This is a genomic window from Streptomyces sp. Je 1-4 4N24 (assembly GCF_026239515.1).
In the GTDB taxonomy this organism is placed as follows: domain Bacteria; phylum Actinomycetota; class Actinomycetes; order Streptomycetales; family Streptomycetaceae; genus Streptomyces; species Streptomyces nigrescens.
This window is the reverse complement of the sequence record NZ_CP110836.1, coordinates 410,429-429,203: the sequence shown is the minus strand read 5'-3', so window position 1 is coordinate 429,203 and position 18,775 is coordinate 410,429. Positions and strand designations below refer to the sequence as shown.

Genomic DNA, 18,775 nt, shown 5'->3' with positions numbered 1-18,775 from the left:
AGACCCGTCGATGTTCAGCCAGTGGCAACTGCGCGCCGCCTTCGCGCGGCGGCTCTCCGACATGTACGGGCGGGAGGTCCCCGCCTACACCACGCTCGTGGACGTTTCCCACGAGGTCAACGAGGAGGTGCTGCGCGAGCAGGGCGCCGACGCCGAACGCCTGGGCTCCATCGGCCGGGTGACCGCGGAACGGCACGGCGCCATCCGGGTCGGCACCCCCGAGGAACTCCAGCAGGTCGCCCGCGTCTTCGGCGCCCTGGGCATGCAGCCGGTCGGCTTCTACGACCTGCGGGAGGCCGCCGCCAGCGCGATCCCCGTCGTCTCGACCGCCTTCCGCCCCGTCGACGGCGAGGAGCTGGCACAAAACCCGTTCCGCGTCTTCACCTCCATGCTCACCCCGGCGGACCCCCGGTTCTTCGACCCCGACCTGCGCGCCCGCCTGGACAACTTCCTCGCCGGACGGCAGTTGTTCCCCCCGGAACTGCTGGCCCTCGCCGACCGCGCGGAAGCCGCCGGGGAACTGTCCGACACGGACGCCGAACGGTTCCTCCACCTCGCCGTGCAGGTCTTCGAACTGTCCCCGGAGCCTGTCGACAAGGCGTGGTACGAAACCCTGGAACAGGTCTCCGCCGTCGCCGCGGACATCGGGGGTGTGCGCAGCACCCATATCAACCACCTCACGCCCCGCGTCCTCGACATCGACGCGCTCTACCGGCGGATGACCGAGCGCGGCATCGAGATGATCGACACCATTCAGGGCCCGCCGCGGTGGCAGGGCCCCGATGTCCTGCTGCGCCAGACCTCGTTCCGTGCCCTCGCCGAGCCCCGGGCGATGCGCACCCCGGACGGCAGTGTGATCAGCGGAGCCCTGCGGGTGCGCTTCGGTGAGGTCGAAGCCCGCGGGATCGCCCTCACCCGCCAGGGCCGGGCCCGTTACGACGCACTGCTCGCCCGCGTCGACGAACTGGCCGCCCGCGACCCGCAGGCCGACCGGGCCGATGTCGCCCGCGCCCTGTGGGCGGCGGAACTCCCCGACACCGAGCAGGCCCTCGCCGCCCAGGGCCTGGCGCACTTCACCTATCACGTCGTGCCCGACCGGCCGGCCGACGGCAGCCGTCCGCCCGCGGGCCTCGACGAGCTGCTGTCGCAGGGCTGGGTCCGGGCCGAACCCATCGTCTACGAGGACTTCCTGCCGCGCTCCGCGGCCGGCATCTTCCAGTCCAACCTCAGCGACGAAGGCTCCAGGCACCACGACCGTACCGGCATCGCCTACGACAGCGCCTGGCTCTCCGGCGCGATCGGACGTGACGTCCTGGACCCCTTCGACCTCTACGAGGAGCAGCAGAACCGCTCCCTCGTCCAGGTCGCCCGCGAACTCGCCCTGGACGGCCTGCCCGGCTGACCCGGCCGACCCGTCATCCCACCCCTCCCTACCCCTCCCCACCCCAAGGAGCATCATGACCGGCACCGCCCTCCCCACCACCGAGGACCTGCGCACCCGGGCCCGCACCAGCCTCGCCCGCGTCGGGGTCACCGTCGTGGAAGGCGGCGATTTCCACGCCCGCAGCCCCATCACCGGCGAAGACCTCTTCGGCCTGCGGGCCGCCACCGCCGCCGACACCGAGGAGGCCCTCGTCGCCTCCCGCGAGGCGTTCCTCACCTGGCGCACCACTCCGGCGCCCCGCCGCGGCGAACTCGTCCGCCGCCTGGGGGAGCTGCTGCGTGAGCACAAGAGCGACCTGGCCGACCTCATCACCATCGAAGCGGGCAAGATCCGTTCCGAGGCGCTCGGTGAGGTTCAGGAAATGATCGACATCTGCGACTTCGCCGTCGGTCTGTCCCGCCAGCTCTACGGCCGTACGATCGCCTCCGAGCGCCCCGGCCACCGCCTCGCCGAAACCTGGCACCCCCTCGGGGTGGTCGGTGTGATCTCGGCGTTCAACTTCCCCGCCGCCGTCTGGTCGTGGAACACCGCCGTCGCCCTGGCCTGCGGCGACACCGTGATCTGGAAGCCCTCCGAGCTCACCTCGCTGATCTCGCTCGCCTGCGACCGGCTGCTGGACCGGGCCGCCGAAGAGGTCGGTGCCCCGAGGGATGTGCACCGTCTGCTGCTGGGCGACCGCACCGTCGGCGAAAAGCTCGTGGACGACCCCCGGGTCGCGCTGGTCAGCGCCACCGGTTCGACCCGCATGGGACGCGAGGTCGGCCCCCGCGTCGCCGCCCGCTTCGGCCGCACCCTGCTCGAACTCGGCGGCAACAACGCCGCCGTCGTCGCGCCCTCCGCCGACCTTGACCTCGCCGTCCAGGGCATCGTCTTCGCCGCGGCCGGCACCGCGGGGCAGCGCTGCACCACCCTGCGCCGTCTCATCGTCCACCAGGACATCGCCGACACCCTCATCACGCGGCTGACCGCCGCCTACCAGAAGCTCCCCATCGGCGACCCCTTCGACGAGACCACCCTCGTCGGGCCCCTCATCACCCCACAGGCCCTGGAGACCATGCAGGACGCCCTCGCCCGCGCACAGGCGGAGGGCGGCAAGATCCTGGCCGGCGGCAACCGGCGCCTCACCGACGCCGCGCCCCGGGCCAGTTACGTCGAACCGGTCATCGTCCGCGTCGACGAACAGACCGACGTCGTCCGCGAGGAGACCTTCGCCCCCATCCTGTACGTGCAGACCTACGAGACCCTGGACCAGGCCATCGCCCTGCACAACGACGTCCCGCAGGGCCTGTCGTCCAGCATCTTCACCCGGGACCAGCAGGAGGCCGAGCTCTTCCTGTCGGCGGAGGGCTCGGACTGCGGCATCGCCAACGTCAACATCGGTACCTCCGGCGCCGAGATCGGTGGCGCCTTCGGCGGTGAGAAGGAGACCGGTGGCGGCCGCGAGTCCGGCTCCGACGCCTGGCGCGCCTACATGCGCTCCGCCACCAACACCATCAACTACTCCAGCCGCCTCGCCCTCGCCCAGAACGTCAGCTTCCTCTGAACATTGTCCGTTTGACGGCCCGTCATCCGCGTGAGCGGAACCCGCGCCCCCGCCCTGCTTCCGAGCCGGGGCGGGGGTTCGCCGTGCCACCGGGGTCTCGCCGTCCGGGTCCGGCAGCGGTCACCAGCGCCGGAGAGTGCCCGGATATCGGGCGCCAACTGCCGTTTTTCGACAAACACCGCTCCGCGCGGGGACATCCGTTGACGCCATGGGTGCCGCGGTGTGATGGTACGGCGGCCTGGGTCATGGACATGTCCTCTCCAGCCGTGCGCGAGCCCCACCTCGTCGGCGCCGGCCGGACGACACGACGCTGCCACGGCCCGGTGCTCCACCAGAACCTCCGCCGGTAGTACTCCCTACCCCCTCAAGGAGCCATGGTGCTACGAAGACTCGCGGTGGCCGGGGTATCCCTCGCCGCCACCATCGGAGCGGCCGCGCTGGCCGCGGCCCCCACCGCCGCGGCGGCCCCCCGGACCCACCTGCCCGCCTACGCGATATCGACCGGCCAGACCGTGAGCAGCGCTCCCGGCGCACCGGCCAACGGCCCCACCGCCGACAGCACTTCTGCCGTCGACGCCCCGGACATCGATGTGGCCAAGGTCCAGGCCCATCTCACCGAGCTGAACAACATCGCCACCCGCAACGGCGGCAACCGCAAGTCCAGCGGACAGGGCTACCGGGACTCCGTCGCCTACGTCAAGAACAAGCTCCAGGCGGCCGGCTACACCGTCACCGAACAGCCCTGCACCTCCGGCTGCGCGAGCGGGGCCGGACCCAACCTGATCGCCGAATGGCCGCAGGGCGACGCCACCAAGGTCTATATGTTCGGCTCCCACCTCGACGGCGTCGGCGCGGGCCCGGGGATCAACGACAACGGCTCCGGCTCGGCCGCGCTGCTGGAGACGGCACTCACCCTCGCGGAACAGCACCCGGCCATGGCGTCCCGGGTCCGCTTCGGCTGGTGGACGGACGAGGAACAGGGCCTCAACGGCTCCGACTTCTATGTCGGTTCGCTCTCCTCCGCCGAGCGGTCGAAGATCAAGGCGTACTACAACTTCGACATGATCGCCTCGACCAACGGCGGCTACTTCATCAACCACGTCAACTCCACCGCCGCCCAGCCGATGAAGGCGTACTGGGACTCCCTCGGCCTCCAGCCCGAGGAGAACACCGAGGGCGCCGGCCGCTCCGACGACTACTCCTTCGAGCAGGCCGGCATCCCGACCTCCGGATACGCGATGGGCGCCGGTGCCAGGAAGACATCGGCACAGGCGGCGAAGTGGGGCGGCACCGCCAACCGCGCCTACGACCCCTGCTACCACCAGTCCTGCGACACCACCGGCAACATCAACGCCACCGGACTGAACCGCAGCGTCGACGGTATCGCCTACACCCTGTGGAACCTCGCCGTCACCAACTCCACCCCGGCGAACGACTTCTCCCTGGCCACCAGCCCGGCCAACGGCAGCGTCGACCCGGGCGCCTCGGCCACCGCCACCGTCTCCACGGCGACCACCAGCGGATCCGCCCAGACGGTGAAGCTGACGGCCACGGGCGCGCCGGCCGGGGTGACCGTCTCCTTCAACCCCGCCTCGGTGACCTCCGGCAACAGCTCCACCATGACCGTCGCCACGACCGCGAGCACCGCACCCGGCACCTACCCCCTCACCATCACCGGTACCGGGTCCGTCACCCACACCACGACCTACACCCTGACCGTCAGGGGAACCGGCAGCTGCACCGGCCAACAGCTCCTCACCAACGGCGGATTCGAGAGCGGCACCACGCCCTGGACGGGTGACACCGGGGCGATCGGCGCCCACACCGGCCAGTCCGCCCACACCGGCAGCAGATTCGCCTGGCTCGGCGGCTACGGCTCCTCCGCCACCGATTCCCTCAGCCAGTCGGTGACCGTCCCTGCCGGCTGCGCCAGGGCCACCCTGACCTACTGGCTGCACATCGACACCAAGGAGACCGAACGCGTCGTGTACGACACGTTCAAGGTCAAGGTGGGCAGCACCACCCTGACGACCCTCTCCAACACCGACGCAGCGAGCGGCTACACCCAGCGCACCCTGGACCTGACCCCCTACATCGGACAACGGATCACCCTGACGTTCACCGCCACCGAGGACGCCAGCCTCCAGACCAGCTTCGTCGTCGACGACGCGACCCTGCAGACCGGCTGACCCGACGGCACCGGAGGGAGGGGGACTGGGGTGCCTCGTCCCTCCGGTGCCCCCTTACGGATGACCGCCGTCCGGTCCCGCGGTGGGGAACGGAGCGCCCGCGCGTGCAAGACGGGCGTGCGAGAGGGGTCAGGCCGTCGTCTCGCCCGTCGGGTGGCACGCGGCGGTGTAGTGGCCCCGGTCGCCGGTGGGCGTCCAGCCGCCGGTTCCCTGAGCCGGGTCGGCGAGGGCGAAGCCGTTCTCGTGCAGTTGCCCGCGGAGCGAGACGGCGGGGAAGCCGGTGCCGTCGGGGGTGTCCCCGACGGGCCACAGGGTGACGAGCAGAGCCTCCGTGTCGCCCGTATCGGGCTCACGGTCGAGGCTGGCGACTTCAAGGTGCCAGCGACCGTTCCGCACGAAGGCTTCCGCGCGGAACACCGCTTGTACCGTCCGGGCGTTCTGATGGGTCTCGGTCATACGAGGTGAGCTCCTGTCGTGGGGCAGGGGAGTGGTCGGCGTGCTGTGATGATGCCGGTGGGCCGTGGAGCGCCGCGGGACCTGAACCGCCCGCGCGGCGTGACGCCCTCAGATGTTGCGCCACCTGGCCATGGTGAACGAGAAGAGGCCGAACAGAGCGAGGCCTGCCGCGATCGCGACGAGCAGCCAGGGACCGGCCGGGGCGTCCGCGAAGGAGGCCATCGCCCCGCCCCGGTCGGCCTGCTCACCGGAGTCACCGAACGCGATCCGCAGTGCCGGCACACCCACGAGGAGGTAGATCACACCCCGAGCCACGAAACCACCACGTGCCGCGGCGCGGACCGCGGAGCTGCGGGCCGCGCGGTGGGCGGTGCCTCGTCCGATGTGGGGTACCGCGGTCGTCGTGTGCATGCGTTGCCTCCAGAGACTTTTCCCGCCGTCGAGGGTGCACTCCGTTTGCCCCTGGCCGCAGAGCGGAAACCACCGGGCCCGTCTCCTCAGCCGGTGTGCGTACGGCACCGTCATCCCCTCTTCCCCGACGGTGCCCCCTGCGCCGACGGTGCCCCCTGCGCCGAGGGCGTCCCTCTGCCCCGCGCCCCCCTGCCCCGAGGGCGTCCCTCTGCGCCTGGGGTGTTCCTCTGCCCGACGGTGACCCTCTGCGCCGACGCGTCACCCGCCCGCTGTGCCGGGAGTCGTCCAGGGGGTGGGCAGGGCGGTGGCGGGGGTGGTGTGTTCGGGGAGACCGGCGAGGGCTTCGACGCGGGCGGGCCGGTAGGGGGTGGGACCGCTCCACTCCAGCAGCAGAACGGTGGCGTCGTCCTCCAGCCGCCCGTCGTGGTAGGCAAGATGACGCCGGATCAGCCGGCGGAGGGTCTCCGGCACGGGCAGTCCGTCGGCATGGTGCTGGATGAGGAAGTCGGTGAAGCTCTCCAGGCCGAATTCCTGACCTTTGCGATCACGGGCTTCGGTGATGCCGTCGGTGTAGAGCAGCAGACGGTCGCCGGGCTCCAGCTGGTCCCGGCAGAGCGCGGGCGGCACGCCCAGGTCGGTACCCATGGGAGGGCTGGGGGAGCAGGACAGGGGCAGGGCGGTGCGCCCCTTGCGGATGACGACCGGCAGCGGGTGTCCGAGGCTGGTCCAGGTCAGCACCCCGGTGGCGGCGTTCAGCTCGGCCAGGATGCCGGTCGCGAAGCGGTTGCCGTCGAACTGCTTCACAAGGGTCTCTTCCACGGCCTCGGCGATCTGCAGGATTCCGCAGTTCTGCCGGCGGTGGTTACGGCTGGCTGCGAGCGCGAGGTTCGCGGTCAGCCCGGCGGCCGTGTCGTGGCCCATGGCGTCGAAGAGCGCCAGGTGCACGGTCTCCTCGGCGATGGCGTAGTCGAACACATCGCCGCTGACCTCATAGGCCGGCTCCATCACGGCACTGATCAGCACCCGGTCGGTGGCGAAGGTTCTGGGCGGCATCACGCGCCACTCCATCTCCGCGGCGATATTCATCCTCCGGCGTCGCACCAGCCGGGCGTAGGTATCGCTCACCCCTCGCTTACTGACCACGATCAAGGCGACCAGCCCGCCGAGGTTGCGCAGGTCCTGGGCCGTCTGGGAGTCCATCTCCGTGCCTGGGGCGGCGGTGGCCCGCAGCACTCCCAGCCGTTCGGTGCCGTCGAGCACCGGAACCCACCACTGGCCGGTCTCGGAGGTGCTGCCCGCGACGATGCCCCCTGTCTGGAACGCCCGGCCGGCGAGCGTGCCTTCCACCCGCACCACATCCGACGCCGGCTCCACCCCTGCTCCGTAACCGGAGGCGTAGCCGGCGAGCCGGCACAGAATGACCTGCTGCAGATCGGCGAGGTAGATCTGCACATCCAGCCAGCCGACCTTGGCCGCGTGCTTGGCGACCAGGTCCGGGATCTGCTCCAGCGTGACCACATGGCTCGCGGCAATAAGATCACCCAGCATCCGCCCCCGGGCGGCTGGACTGCTCATGGAGGCACCTTTCCTCGGGTGTCGGCCCGCCGAGCCCTTCGCCCTGTGGGCGGTCCCGTTCACGGCATCGTCGGCTGCCCGTGCGGTCAGGGGCGATGCCTGTGCTGTCGATGGTGACACCCGGACGGAGCTCGCCCACAGCGACACCGCGGTGCGGCACAAGAGCGACACCTCCGGGTTGCGGAACGTGGGCCCTGAGTGACGGGACGCGACGCGATGCGTCGGTTCACCACGACCGGTTCCCCATTCTGGGTCCGCTTCCGGGTCCGGCTCTGGTTCCAGGGCCGGTTCCGGGGCCGGGACCGCCTCTGGTGCCGATCGCGCGATGACGTCGCCCGCTCGTCAGAGGCGGGCCTTTCGCTCCCCCTGGAGCGCCAGTCGGACAACCGCTCCCATTTCCAGCGCCACATAGAGGGCACCGTCCGGCCCGAAGGCCAGTCCGTGCGGTTCGGACGCGGCAATCGGCAGGTCGTACTCCTCGATGCGGCCGTCAGCAGTGATGGACCCGATGCGGTTGGCTCCCCATTCGGTGAACCAGCAGTCACCGGCCGGGCCGGCGACGATCGCGTGGGGCCGGGACGCCGGGTCCGGGAGGGGGAACTCGTCGATCTCACCGTCCGTGGTGATCCGGCCTATCCGGCCGGCACCTATCTCCACGAACCAGAGCGCGCCGTCCCCGCCGCAGGTGATGCCGACCGGTGCGGCGTTCTCGGCAGGAAGGGGGTGGAGGGCGATCTCGCCGTCGAAGCTGATGCGGCCGATCGCATGCGCTTGATTGAGGGTGAACCACAGGGCGTCATCGGGGCCGGCGGTGATGGCTGAGGGGAACGCGCCGCTGAGGGGCAGCGGAAATTCCGTCACCCGGCCGTCCGTGGTGATCCGGCCGATCCGGTCGCCGTGCAGCTGTGTGAACCACAGCGCTCCATCAGGGGCGGACACCATGCCGTAGGGCCCACAGCCCGGAGTGGGAAGCGGGAAGGAGGTCACCTCACCGGTCACGGTGATCCGCCCGATCCGATGGTCCTGGCTCCGGGTGAACCACAACGCGCCGTCGGGTCCTGAGGTGATGACGGACGGTCCGCAGGACGCGGAGTCGAGTGCACAGCGGTCGAGTTGACCGTCCGGTCGCAGCCGGGCGATCTGCCCCGCGTGGACCAAGGTGCACCACAGTGCGCCATCGGGGCCGGTGGTGAGGGCGTACGGGCCCGCGTCGGCGTCGGAGACGGGGATCTGCTGGAACGAGGTGGCGCGACGGGGCATCGGTGGGGCTGGTCCTTTCGGTCGGGCGGCGCGAGGGGCACGGGGTGGGCGCTGGTCAGGGATGGGGAGCGGGCGTGTGCGTAGGAGCGGCAGCGTCAGGCAGGGTTGGTCGGAAGCTGCTAGTGCTACACAAGTTGCATTAATGATGCTGACACGCTGCCGCCGAAGAAGCAACAGAATTCTTGGCGCACCCTCCGCCGATCTCCAACAGGACGTAAAACATGGACAGTTGGCTCTCCCGGCCTCGCCGCTGCCACACGCCGCTGATTCACCGGGTCCAGAGCCCTGCGCGCATCCGGCAGCGCCCCGCGGCACCGCCCGCCACGGGTCAACGCACGGGAACGACGGGACATGCATGTGACAGCGACGGGTAGGGGAGCGTGCGACGGGGGCTCAGCAACAGGCGGGAGCCAGAAGCATGAGGACCAACAGCACCATGAAGGCAGGAACGGAGCCGGAGACCACGTCGAAGGTGTGTGCCGTTCCGGCTCCGACGGTGCTGCCGCAGATCCCCGCTCCGCAGCGCGTCGCCCCGGCAGACGCACGGGAGTTGTCCAAGCTCTTCCTTCAGCGGCTGGAGACGGTGGAGGAGGGCACGCCCGAGTACCAGTACGTGCGGAACACCCTCATCGAGATGAACCTCTCTCTGGTGCGCTATGTCGCCCGCCGGTTCTCCAGCCGCAGGGAGTCGATGGAGGACGTTCTGCAGGTCGGGACGATCGGTCTGATCAAGGCGATCGACCGCTACGACCCGTCCCGTGACGTGGAGTTCACGACGCTGGCCGTCCCGTACATCCAGGGTGAGATCAAGCGGTTCTTCCGCGACACCACCTGGTCGGTGCGGGTGCCGCGGCGCCTGCAGGAGCTGCGGATCGACCTCGCCCGTGCCCGGGAAGAGCTGGAGGGGCAGGGGAGCCACGAGCCGTCCGTCGCGGAGCTCGCCGGCCACCTCGACATGACGGAGGAGGAGGTGGCCGAGGGCCTGGTGGCCTGCAACGGCTATGACAGCGATTCCATCGACCGGCCCATCCAGGCCGGCGGTGGCGGCAAGCAGCAGACCGGTCTCGTCGCCGACCTCATCGGCACCGAGGACCCCGCCCTCGCCCTGGCCGAAGACATCCAGGCCCTCAAGCCGCACCTGGCCGAGCTCGACGACCGCGACCGCACCCTCCTCCAGCTGCGCTTCGGGGCAGAGATGACACAGGCCGAGATCGGCGAGGAGCTCGGTCTCTCCCAGATGCATGTCTCGCGCCTGCTGACCCGCGCCTGCACCACCCTGCGCAAGGCACTGCTCGCCGAGGGATGACGGGGCCGCCATGACGGTGGCTCAGAGCGATGGCGAGAAAGACGGCGAGAAAGACCGCGAGAAAGATGGCGCGGAAATGGCACGGCCGCGGGCGCCCGGCGGTCAGGGCCGGTGGCCGAGCGGACGCGGGTGCCTGGCCCCGCCGCGCCGGGTCAGGCCGTCCTCAGCCGGCCTGGCTGCTGTCCTTCAAGCTGCCCCAGCCGTGCCAGCGGTCGATCTCGATCCAGGCGCTGACCCGACGGCGGTCCCGCTGCGGGTACGGCTTGCCGAGGTAGCGCCGCGCCAGTCGGTCGATGTCCGTGAGTTCGCCGTCGTCACGGATTTCGGCGACGTGGCCGATGAGGCTGAGGTGTGTGTACCAGTTGCCGTCGTCCAGCACGGTGAGGGTGACCCTGGGGTCGTTGCGGAGGTGCGCCAGCCGTTTGCGGCCTTCATCCATGTTGACCAGCACCCGGCCGTTGTCCCAGAGGTACCAGGTGGCCGTGGAGACCGGCTGTCCGTCCGAGCGTAGCGTGGTGATGACCGCAGGGTTCGCCTTGCCCAGCATGGTGACTGCCGTATCGGGAAGCGGTGGTTTCGACATCTGAGGTGCCCTCCACTACGTAGCCGTCCGCCGGCCGGGACGTGCGACATGATCGACATGATGACTGTACTCAGTTCACCCACCGGGTTCCTGCTGACGGGGGCGACCGTGGCCGGAGCCGCTTCCGGCCTTCACGGCGGTCCAGCCGGGCGCTGATCCGGAGGACGAGCCGGCCTCGAGGTCCGTCCTCCGGATCAGCACCCGTGCCCTCTTCGGCTATTCGGCAGCCACCGGCCGGGAGGGGCACGGGACGGCCGGCTCGTCGATGCCGCTCGGTGCCGACGGGGCGACGGCCGGCTTCCGGAGCAGGAGCAGCGCGGCGTCATCGTGGAGCTCGCCGCCCACATGCGTGAGCAGATCTTCATGGAGCGCGGCGAGGGTGCGGGTCGGGTCCTCCGAGAGGTGCAGGGCCAGCCGTTCCCGGAGCGGGTAGAACTCCCGCTCGTGGTCGCGGGCCTCGGTCACGCCATCGGTGTAGAAGAGCAGCTGGTTCCCGTCGGCCAGGGCTACTTCCTGGAGGCTCGGGGTCTCGTCGGCGAGCGCCCGCAGGCCGAGCGGCGGGGTCGGCCGGGCAGGCTCCAAGGGCAGCACGCCCGCGTCCTGGACCAGCAGCGGAGCGGCATGTCCGCAGTTGACCAGCTCCATCCGGTCGGCGTCGGGGTATCCGGCGATCACCGCGGTGACGAAGTCGTCCGGCCCGAGGTTGCGCGCCAGGCTCCGTTCGATCCGGTGGACGACATCGAGGAGATCCGGCTCGTCGTAGGCCGCCTCCCGGAAGACGCCCAGGACCAGGGCGGCGATCCCGACCGCCGGCAGCCCCTTGCCGCGTACGTCGCCGACGATGAGGCGAATGCCGTAGGGCGTGGGCACCAGTGCATACAGGTCCCCGCCGATCCGGGCCTCGGCAGCGGCGGCGCTGTACCGCACCGCCGCCTGGAAATGCCCCACGGTCGAGGGCACCGGCTTGAGGAAGGCGTGTTGTGCGGCCTCGGCGACCGAGCGGACCGCGGCCAGTACCCGTTCACGGCGCCCGCGCAGGGCACTGGCCAGAGTGCTGGCCAAGGTCACGGCGGACAGCGCGGACAGCACGATCGCCAGCTCATGATCCGGCGTACCGGCATGCACACCGATGGCGGCGCCCAGCCCCACGGCCAGCGCACCGATGCGGAGCACCCCCCACGGCCCGCTGGTGGCGGCGGCCAGCGCGGGGCCGACGGCGAGCAGCGGCAGCCAGCTCATCCCGGTCCCGCCCGTCAGGGCGAGGAGCGCGACGGCCGCGATGATCAGAACCGGTACTCCGGCGGCGAAGTGCCGGCGGACGCCCACGCCGCCGGACGGCGCATCGCCCCGGGCCGGGACAGGGCGACGGGCGGCCCTCCGCAGAGCGGAGAACGGACGGGCAAGCTGCGGCCGGTGGTCGTGGGGGTGGGTTCGGGCTGGGCGCATGTCCTCGTCCGCGGCTCGCTTCCCTACTCATGGCACTTACGTGCCTAAATGTCCGTTTCATCTAGGAAACGGGTGCGGGGGTGGCGGCCGCAAGGACCGGAATTTCAGATAGTGAGCGAAAGCCCTCTGGTCACGCGGCCCGCTGCCGGAATCAGCCGGCTCCGGACCTCGTCGATGCGGGAGACCCGGTCCGCCCGGAGTGACACACCGAGGGAGCCGAGCGTCTCACCGCTGTACACCGGTACGGCGACACAGAACGTCCCGAGGGCGTACTCCTCCATGTCCGTCACCGCCTGCGGCAGGGGTGTGCTGTCGAGCTGCCGGAGGAGTTCGGCGCGGCCGGTGATGGTGCGCGGTGTGAGATCGGCGAGAGGGTGCCGTGAGAGGTAGTCGTCACGGGCTTCGTTGTCCAGCTCGCGCAGTACGCACTTGCCCAGCGCCGTGGCGTGCCCGGCGTCCTCGAAGCCCACCCAGAGGTCCACCCGCGGTGCCCGGGGGCCGTCGATGATCTCGACGACACGGATCTCGCCGTCCTCGTAGAACGTCAGGTAGGCGGCGGCCGAGAGATCGTCCCGCAGTGCCGCGAGCGCGGGCCGGACCCGGGTCAGCAGCGCCTGTCCCTGTCCGCCGGCGTGCAGCGTGGTCAGCTTCTCGCCCAGGACGAAACCGCCGTCGTCCAGCTTCCGGATGTACCCGTCGTGAGCCAGGGTGCGCAGGAGGTGATACGTGGTCGCCAGGGGCAGCCCCGTTTCCCGTGCCAGCTGCTTCGCGGGCGCGCCGCCCTCGTGCGCGCCGACAGCCTCCATCAGCCGGAAGGCTCGCTGGACGGAGGTGATGAGCGTGGGGCCCTCGCCGTTGCCCATACGTTCAGCCTGCCTCTGGCGCCGCACCCGGGCAAGGCCCTCTTGCCGCACGCCGCCTTCTCTTGCGGACGGTATGCGGCGGAGCACACACGGCGAGCAAGGTATCCGTACCGGAGGTGCGCATGAGCGGATGCACTCAGGCGCAGGTGCCCACTGCCGTGGAAAATCGCACGCCGGACGGCGGTGGTCAGATCTCGTCCCAGGCGGCGGCCTGGTACAGGCTCCGCACCGTGCGCACCAGCTCCGTATCCGCCGGGTAGCGTGTGTCGTCGATCGCCGAGACGGCGGCAACCCCTTGGGAGTTGGAGACGAATGCCCCCTCGAAGGAGGCCAAGTCGTCGGTGTGCACCGGTCGTTGCGTCCAGGGCACCCCGGCCCGGTCCAGTTCCCGCCGGAGCACCAGCATGGTGGTTCCCAGGAGGGCGGGCGCGTCGGGCCAGATGACCGTTCCGTCCTTGACGAAGCCGATGTTGGTGATCGCGCCCTCGGCCACCGCACCATCCGGTGCCACCAGAAGAGCCTCGTCGAACCCCTCCTGCCGCACCCGGCTCAGGTGGTACCGCTGCCCGAATCCTCCGAGATGCTTGAGGTGGGCCGCGGGCCGCTGGTACGCCACACTGCGCAGACGCTGTGCGGTCTCGGGCTCCGGGACCGGGGGACGGCCGGTGGAGAGGTGGGTGCTCGCGACCGTGCTGAAGGTCTGCGCCCTCGCCTCGCCACTACAGAACAAGCATTCGATTATGAGCGTACCCTGACGGCATGGCCACGCATCTCCAGGGCTCGCTCTTCGACCAGACCGACGAGGTCCGGCTCGGTCCGCTGCACGGGATGCGCCGGTCCGAGCTCGGTGACGGTGCCTGGATCGATCTGCTGCCGGGCTGGCTGAGCGGGGCGGACGCCCTGTTCGAGCAGCTGGCCGCCGAGGTTCCCTGGCAGGCCGAGCGCCGGCGGATGTACGAGCAGATGGTGGACGTACCACGACTGCTCGCCTTCTATCAGGCCGACGATGCCCTGCCGCACCCCGTCCTGGACGAGGCGCGGGAAACGCTGTCCGCCCACTACGCCACCGAGCTCGGCGAACCGTTCACCACGGCCGGCCTGTGCTACTACCGGGACGGCCACGACAGCGTGGCCTGGCACGGTGACCGGATCGGCCGCGGCAGACGGGAGGACACGATGGTCGCCATCCTGTCCGTGGGTGCGCCGCGTGATCTGCTGCTGCGCCCGCGGCGCGGCGGCGGCACGGTACGGCGCCCGCTCGGGCACGGCGATCTGCTCGTGATGGGCGGCTCCTGTCAACGGACCTGGGAGCATGCGATCCCCAAGAGCACCCGCGCGACAGAACCGCGGATCAGTATCCAGTTCCGGCCCCACGGCGTGCACTGAGGGCGGTCGCCCTACCGGTGTCATGACAGAGGGCCCCCGAGCCGCAACCGGCTCGGGGGCCCGGTAACTACTGGGGGCTGCCCGGTCAGTGTCTGTGGCACACCAGATGGGCCCGGTGCCAGGTCCGGGTCCAGTGGCCCGGGTGGCGGTGGCCGTGCCGGTCCCGCCAGGCCGGGTGCCAGACACGGATCCAGTGTCCATGGACCATGTGACAGCGGCCCCTGTCGACGTGCCTGGTGGGGGAGTGGTCGCCGGGGTGCGACGGCGTGGCCGAGGCGACTCCCACCGAGGAGAAGACCGCACCTCCGGCGAGAGCCACGGTGGCGGCGCCGAGAGCGATGGCGCGCTTGAACCCGTCAATCATTGAGGATCATGCCTTTCTGCATTGCGGTGATGTTGGCTGCCCCGCCTGTGGCCGGGCAGGATTGACCATGCACCTGTGGTGCACCCTTCATCCCGTCAACGCCCATGGTTTTACGCAATGCAGACAGAAGGCTGAGAAAAGCAGAAATCCTACGAATGTGGTCGATATGCGGGAAGCCGCAGGATGTGGGCCGGTCCCGAACACCTGGGCCGGGGCGCGACCTGCGCCTTGTGCGCCCCCGTGCCGGCCGGCCTCAATCCGGCGTGTTCTCCTCCAGCAGGGCCACGATCGCGGCGTGCCCCGTCTCCTGGTGGTACTCGGCCGTGCCGGTGCCGTTCGGGGCGTGGACGGTGAGTTCGACCAGTTCGGTGCCCTCGGGGCGAGGGCTGCGCCGGACCTCACACCGGGCGTCCGGGGCCGCGCCCGCCTTCCGGCGCAGCTCGCTCTCGATGTCCTTGCCGCTCTCCTCGCGGGCCAGGTGCCAGGCCGTCCGGCCCTGCGCATCGGTGAGCTGCGGGGTGGCGCCGTGGTGCAGCAGGGCCCGTACGACCGCTACCGATCCCCGCTCGGCCGCCGCCATCAGCGGGGTGCGGTCGCGGTGAGCTGCGTCCGGGTCGGCCCGTCCCTCCAGCAGGAGCTGGGCGGTCCGGTGGTGGCCATTGGTGGCCGCCCACATCAAGGGGGTGTAGGACGTCCCGTCATCCTCTCTGAGATCGGGGTCGGCGCCGTGCGCGAGCAGTGCGCGCACCACTTCCTCGTGACCCCAGCAGGCCGCCGCGCACAGCGGCAGCCCGTCACTTCCCGGTTCCCCCCTGCTCTCCGTATCGGGTGAGGCCCCTGCTTCGAGGAGCAGTCGCACGATGTCCGACTGCCCTGACACCGCGGCCAGGTACAACGGCGTCTCCCCGTCGGCATCCGGGGCGGCGGGGGAAGCCCCCTGCCGCAGGAGCTTTTCCACCGTGTCCACCTCGTTCGCGTAGATGGCGGAGATGAGTCGTGGGGTCAACGCCTCGGTCATGCAGAGTCCTTCCGTGGGAGAGCCGGCATCGGCGAAGCGTACGACGGTGCCGCCGGAGGCCGCCGTAGCCGTGGCGCACCTGGCGACGGCGGGCGGAACGCGGCATGCCGGACGCGTCCGTCGGCGGCAGCGTGCGGCGTCACCTTTCCGCGGCCCACCCGTCGCGGCTCCCTCCGGCGGCGCCCCAACGGCCCACAGGGAAGCGCCGGTTCACCCGTCGTTCGGGAAGAGCCGGTCGGAGCCTCCTACGGCGGATGGCTCGCCCTCAACCAGGCGCCGCACCGCCCCGGCCCAGCGGCGTGTGCCGCCGCCTCAACAAGCGCCCTCGCGACAAGCACCCTCGCGCCGCCACCTCGTCAAGCCCTCGGCGATCGGCGGTTCCGCCCCGTGTCACCGCCCCGCCAGGTGCTCAACGGCCGTCAGGACCCGGGCGGCACCGTCCTCGGCGCCGATCAACGACGAGACCTGCCGGGCGCGATGACGGTACCGGGGGTCGTGCACGGCCTTCCGTACCGCCTCCGCCAGGTTCTCCGCGGAGAGCCGCCGGAACGGGACCTTTCCCGGGCTGACCCTGAGTGCGGTGAGACGTGCCGCCCAGAAGGGCTGGTCCAGCATCATCGGTACCGGGACCGCCGGCACCCCCGCGCGCAGACCGGCCGCGGTGGTTCCGGCGCCCGCGTGATGGACGACGGCCGCCATACGCGGGAACAGCCAGGCGTGCGGCACCTCGCCCACCGTCAGCACCTCGTCGCCGTCCACCGACAGACCGGCCCAGCTCGCCTGGACGACACCGCGTACGCCGGCGAGCTTCAGGGCTCGTGCCACGAGACGCCCGAGCCGTTCCGGATCGCTCGGCTGCATACTGCCGAATCCCACATACACCGGTGGCGGACCGGACTGCAGGAAGTCCGCGAGCCGGGGCTCCGGCGTCCAGTCAGGATCCTCCGACGGCCACCAGTAGCCGGCCACCTCCATCCCCGGCCGCCAGTCGGCAGGCCGGGGGACCACCACCGGGCTGAAACCGTGCTGGACGGGCCAGGTGGCCCGCCGGCGTTCCGGGGCGGACGGCGGCACACCCAGTCGTCGCTGCAGATGGCGCACGCCCGGGGCAAAGGCCCGGGTCAGCAAGGACTCGGCGCACCGTGCCGCGGCCCGGTTGGTGAACGGCCCCATCGACGGCATGTTGAAGATGACCGGCGGGAACTCCCGGGTGGGCGCGAGGGGTTGCAGGAAGACGCCGAGACTGGGGAGCCCCAGACCCTCCGCGGCCACCAGCCCCAAGGGCGCCAAACTGCTGGACAGCAGCACGACTTCCGCGCCCGACGCACAGGCCTCCGCAACCGCGTCGGCCATCTCCGGCGCCAATTCCCTTGCCAGCTTTATCTGTTCGACCTTGGAGAGGCCGGCCCCGGAGCCGCCCTTCCCTGACCCGTCTCCCTGCTGGGAGCCCGTTCCGGAGGTGGCGTACCGGTCGAGCGGAAGCGGGCGGAAGCCGAGGCCGCTGCGGCGGACCGTCTCGGCCGAGCGGGCATGGGTGGCCATCACCACCCGGTGTCCGGCTTGCCGCAGCCGGGCACCGAGGCCGGTGTAGGGAGCCACGTCCCCGTGCGAACCTGCGGTAGCGATCAGGATGTGCATGGTCGGCAGTGTTCCGTTCCCTGAGTTCCGGCGATTCCGACCACGGAGTGCTTCACCCGCGTGGGGTATCCGCCGGAGTCCCGTGGAGCCGAAAACGCTTGTTTTCCTGCACGGTTGTGCAGGGCGGCCGCTGTCAGTCCCGTTGTGCGATCACCCGGTAGGCGTTGGAGAGACGGGTGCGCCGGGTGAGAGGCGCCAGCAGGATGTCGAGGCCGAAGAGGACGAGGAGGGCGGGCGCGGCGGCCAGCAGGGACAGCCTGCGGACCCAGCGGCTGACCGGGCCGGGTCTCTTGGGCAGCCAGGGCAGATCTTCGCCCGGCAGCACGGAGTTGAGCACATTCACGGCCGCGGAGGTCAGATCGGTGGGGATGTGCGGTTCCCGCCGGTTGGTGGCCACAACGGTGAAACCCTGCTCGGTCAGCGCGGCGCAGAGGTTGTCCAGGGGGATCAGGTGCAGGTGCTGCGGCTGGAGCCATGGGCCCCACCAGCGGCCGAGCAACCGGGCAGCGGCGGACTGGGGGTCGGGGACCTCGATCAGGAGGTGCCCGCCGCGCCGGAGCGCCGTATGCGCGGCGGCCAGTTCTTGCCGCGGTGCCAGAGTGTGTTCCAGGTAGTGATACATGCTCACCACGTCGTAGTGGGACGTGAGTTGACCCGCCAGTCCGGCGAAGGAGCCCCGGTAGGCACGGGCGAGACGGCCGTTGCGTACGCCGATCTCCACGCCTTCGCCCCAGTCGAGCCCGTGGAATTCGGTACGCGGATGGATTCTCCGGGCCTCGGCGCAGAAGTGGCCGTGGCCGGTCCCCACGTCCAGCCAGCGGCCGGGGCGGCTGAACGGGAGCAGCGCCCGCGCGCGGGCCCGGTAGAGCTTGACCGCGAGGGGTGAGGCGGCCATCCGCGCCATCGTTGCTTCGCCCAGGCCGTCGTAGCAGTCGCGGTAGTAGAAATCCAGCCCGTCCGCGCTCAGCCGGGGATTCTGGAAGACGTGCCCACAGTTGCGGCACTGGTCGAGGACGAACTTCCCCGGTTTGCGCTGGGGGTGGTTGGTGGTGCGCAGACGCCGGCGCAGGCGGGCGGAGGTGCACCACGGGCAGGTGGTGCGCTCCGGATCGAAGAACCTCTCCAGCCCATCCGCCAGCTCGTCCTGGTAGCGGGGTCTGTGGGCGGCGATCTGCTCGCTTCGCTTGTTCATCACGGGGAGCCCCTTTCAGCTGTAGTCCTGGTGGCGTGGGCATGGCCGTCGGTGTTGAGGGTGGGCGCGATACGCGAGGTTGGCCTTTCTGGGCCGCACCG

The 18,775-nt window shown here is 70.7% G+C and carries 17 protein-coding genes; 5 read left to right on the top strand and 12 right to left on the bottom strand.

The features are described 5' to 3' along the window. The first annotated feature begins 10 nt into the window (after nt 1-10). From SLV14N_RS01965 to SLV14N_RS01955, 3 genes are all read left to right on the top strand, one after another. Nucleotides 11-1,402 carry a VOC family protein gene (locus tag SLV14N_RS01965; protein ID WP_263267731.1) on the top strand — a complete coding sequence of 464 codons (1,392 nt, stop codon included), beginning with the start codon at nt 11-13 and terminating at the stop codon, nt 1,400-1,402. 55 nt (nt 1,403-1,457) lie between these two features. Beyond that, a complete protein-coding gene (locus SLV14N_RS01960) occupies nt 1,458-2,987 on the top strand; it encodes an aldehyde dehydrogenase family protein (RefSeq protein WP_208679430.1) in 1,530 nt (509 codons plus the stop codon). Between the two features lie 374 nt (nt 2,988-3,361). Then, on the top strand, nt 3,362-5,176 hold the full coding sequence (locus SLV14N_RS01955; protein ID WP_263267729.1) for a M28 family peptidase: 1,815 nt from the start codon (nt 3,362-3,364) through the stop codon (nt 5,174-5,176). A gap of 129 nt (nt 5,177-5,305) precedes the next feature. Here SLV14N_RS01955 and SLV14N_RS01950 read toward each other — a convergent pair whose 3' ends face one another. The 4 genes from SLV14N_RS01950 to SLV14N_RS01935 form a co-directional block, all read right to left on the bottom strand. Beyond that, nucleotides 5,306-5,632 (bottom strand): hypothetical protein, encoded by a 327-nt coding sequence (locus SLV14N_RS01950; RefSeq protein WP_263267727.1) that lies wholly within the window; start codon nt 5,630-5,632, stop codon nt 5,306-5,308. A 108-nt stretch (nt 5,633-5,740) separates the two neighbouring features. Then, on the bottom strand, nt 5,741-6,043 hold the full coding sequence (locus SLV14N_RS01945) for a DUF1206 domain-containing protein (protein ID WP_263267725.1): 303 nt from the start codon (nt 6,041-6,043) through the stop codon (nt 5,741-5,743). Nucleotides 6,044-6,301: 258 nt separating this feature from the next. Beyond that, nucleotides 6,302-7,591 (bottom strand): PP2C family protein-serine/threonine phosphatase, encoded by a 1,290-nt coding sequence (locus SLV14N_RS01940; RefSeq protein ID WP_263273003.1) that lies wholly within the window; start codon nt 7,589-7,591, stop codon nt 6,302-6,304. Nucleotides 7,592-7,960: 369 nt separating this feature from the next. Then, nucleotides 7,961-8,878, bottom strand: a complete 918-nt coding sequence (locus tag SLV14N_RS01935; protein WP_263267724.1) for a virginiamycin B lyase — start codon at nt 8,876-8,878, stop codon at nt 7,961-7,963. Between the two features lie 418 nt (nt 8,879-9,296). On the opposite strand from SLV14N_RS01935, the gene SLV14N_RS01930 reads away from it, so the two are divergent. Then, on the top strand, nt 9,297-10,184 hold the full coding sequence (locus tag SLV14N_RS01930; protein ID WP_263267723.1) for a SigB/SigF/SigG family RNA polymerase sigma factor: 888 nt from the start codon (nt 9,297-9,299) through the stop codon (nt 10,182-10,184). A 163-nt stretch (nt 10,185-10,347) separates the two neighbouring features. Here the strand turns inward: SLV14N_RS01930 and SLV14N_RS01925 are convergent, their stop codons facing one another. The 4 genes from SLV14N_RS01925 to SLV14N_RS01910 all read right to left on the bottom strand — a co-directional run bounded on the left by SLV14N_RS01925 (nt 10,348) and on the right by SLV14N_RS01910 (nt 13,806). Then, complete coding sequence (locus SLV14N_RS01925) at nt 10,348-10,767, bottom strand: PPOX class F420-dependent oxidoreductase (protein WP_208679424.1); 420 nt, start codon at nt 10,765-10,767, stop codon at nt 10,348-10,350. A 216-nt stretch (nt 10,768-10,983) separates the two neighbouring features. After that, nucleotides 10,984-12,213 carry a PP2C family protein-serine/threonine phosphatase gene (locus SLV14N_RS01920; protein WP_263267720.1) on the bottom strand — a complete coding sequence of 410 codons (1,230 nt, stop codon included), beginning with the start codon at nt 12,211-12,213 and terminating at the stop codon, nt 10,984-10,986. A gap of 104 nt (nt 12,214-12,317) precedes the next feature. Beyond that, entirely contained in the window at nt 12,318-13,076 is a 759-nt protein-coding gene (locus SLV14N_RS01915; protein ID WP_263267719.1) for an IclR family transcriptional regulator, read from the bottom strand. Between the two features lie 187 nt (nt 13,077-13,263). Further along, entirely contained in the window at nt 13,264-13,806 is a 543-nt protein-coding gene (locus SLV14N_RS01910; RefSeq protein WP_263267718.1) for an aminotransferase class IV, read from the bottom strand. Between the two features lie 29 nt (nt 13,807-13,835). On the opposite strand from SLV14N_RS01910, the gene SLV14N_RS01905 reads away from it, so the two are divergent. Next, on the top strand, nt 13,836-14,462 hold the full coding sequence (locus tag SLV14N_RS01905; protein ID WP_263267717.1) for an alpha-ketoglutarate-dependent dioxygenase AlkB: 627 nt from the start codon (nt 13,836-13,838) through the stop codon (nt 14,460-14,462). Nucleotides 14,463-14,547: 85 nt separating this feature from the next. Here SLV14N_RS01905 and SLV14N_RS01900 read toward each other — a convergent pair whose 3' ends face one another. The 4 genes from SLV14N_RS01900 to SLV14N_RS01885 all read right to left on the bottom strand — a co-directional run bounded on the left by SLV14N_RS01900 (nt 14,548) and on the right by SLV14N_RS01885 (nt 18,674). Continuing rightward, nucleotides 14,548-14,826, bottom strand: coding sequence for a hypothetical protein (locus SLV14N_RS01900; protein WP_018091509.1), 279 nt, complete (start codon nt 14,824-14,826; stop codon nt 14,548-14,550). 253 nt (nt 14,827-15,079) lie between these two features. Then, nucleotides 15,080-15,844 (bottom strand): ankyrin repeat domain-containing protein, encoded by a 765-nt coding sequence (locus SLV14N_RS01895; protein ID WP_263267715.1) that lies wholly within the window; start codon nt 15,842-15,844, stop codon nt 15,080-15,082. 390 nt (nt 15,845-16,234) lie between these two features. Then, nucleotides 16,235-17,482, bottom strand: a complete 1,248-nt coding sequence (locus SLV14N_RS01890) for a glycosyltransferase (RefSeq protein ID WP_263267714.1) — start codon at nt 17,480-17,482, stop codon at nt 16,235-16,237. Between the two features lie 133 nt (nt 17,483-17,615). Further along, a complete protein-coding gene (locus SLV14N_RS01885; RefSeq protein WP_263267712.1) occupies nt 17,616-18,674 on the bottom strand; it encodes a class I SAM-dependent methyltransferase in 1,059 nt (352 codons plus the stop codon). Nucleotides 18,675-18,775 lie beyond the last annotated feature (101 nt).

Bases quoted from the DNA above. Each gene is read 5' to 3' on its own strand.
- SLV14N_RS01900 (WP_018091509.1), bottom strand. From the start codon at position 14,826: ATGATTGACGGGTTCAAGCGCGCCATCGCTCTCGGCGCCGCCACCGTG.
- SLV14N_RS01915 (WP_263267719.1), bottom strand. From the start codon at position 13,076: ATGGGCAACGGCGAGGGCCCCACGCTCATCACCTCCGTCCAGCGAGCC.
- SLV14N_RS01905 (WP_263267717.1), top strand. From the start codon at position 13,836: ATGGCCACGCATCTCCAGGGCTCGCTCTTCGACCAGACCGACGAGGTC.
- SLV14N_RS01885 (WP_263267712.1), bottom strand. From the start codon at position 18,674: ATGAACAAGCGAAGCGAGCAGATCGCCGCCCACAGACCCCGCTACCAG.
- SLV14N_RS01920 (WP_263267720.1), bottom strand. From the start codon at position 12,213: ATGCGCCCAGCCCGAACCCACCCCCACGACCACCGGCCGCAGCTTGCC.
- SLV14N_RS01955 (WP_263267729.1), top strand. From the start codon at position 3,362: ATGGTGCTACGAAGACTCGCGGTGGCCGGGGTATCCCTCGCCGCCACC.
- SLV14N_RS01895 (WP_263267715.1), bottom strand. From the start codon at position 15,844: ATGACCGAGGCGTTGACCCCACGACTCATCTCCGCCATCTACGCGAAC.
- SLV14N_RS01890 (WP_263267714.1), bottom strand. From the start codon at position 17,482: ATGCACATCCTGATCGCTACCGCAGGTTCGCACGGGGACGTGGCTCCC.
- SLV14N_RS01940 (WP_263273003.1), bottom strand. From the start codon at position 7,591: ATGCTGGGTGATCTTATTGCCGCGAGCCATGTGGTCACGCTGGAGCAG.
- SLV14N_RS01925 (WP_208679424.1), bottom strand. From the start codon at position 10,767: ATGTCGAAACCACCGCTTCCCGATACGGCAGTCACCATGCTGGGCAAG.
- SLV14N_RS01950 (WP_263267727.1), bottom strand. From the start codon at position 5,632: ATGACCGAGACCCATCAGAACGCCCGGACGGTACAAGCGGTGTTCCGC.
- SLV14N_RS01960 (WP_208679430.1), top strand. From the start codon at position 1,458: ATGACCGGCACCGCCCTCCCCACCACCGAGGACCTGCGCACCCGGGCC.
- SLV14N_RS01935 (WP_263267724.1), bottom strand. From the start codon at position 8,878: ATGCCCCGTCGCGCCACCTCGTTCCAGCAGATCCCCGTCTCCGACGCC.
- SLV14N_RS01945 (WP_263267725.1), bottom strand. From the start codon at position 6,043: ATGCACACGACGACCGCGGTACCCCACATCGGACGAGGCACCGCCCAC.
- SLV14N_RS01930 (WP_263267723.1), top strand. From the start codon at position 9,297: ATGAGGACCAACAGCACCATGAAGGCAGGAACGGAGCCGGAGACCACG.
- SLV14N_RS01965 (WP_263267731.1), top strand. From the start codon at position 11: ATGTTCAGCCAGTGGCAACTGCGCGCCGCCTTCGCGCGGCGGCTCTCC.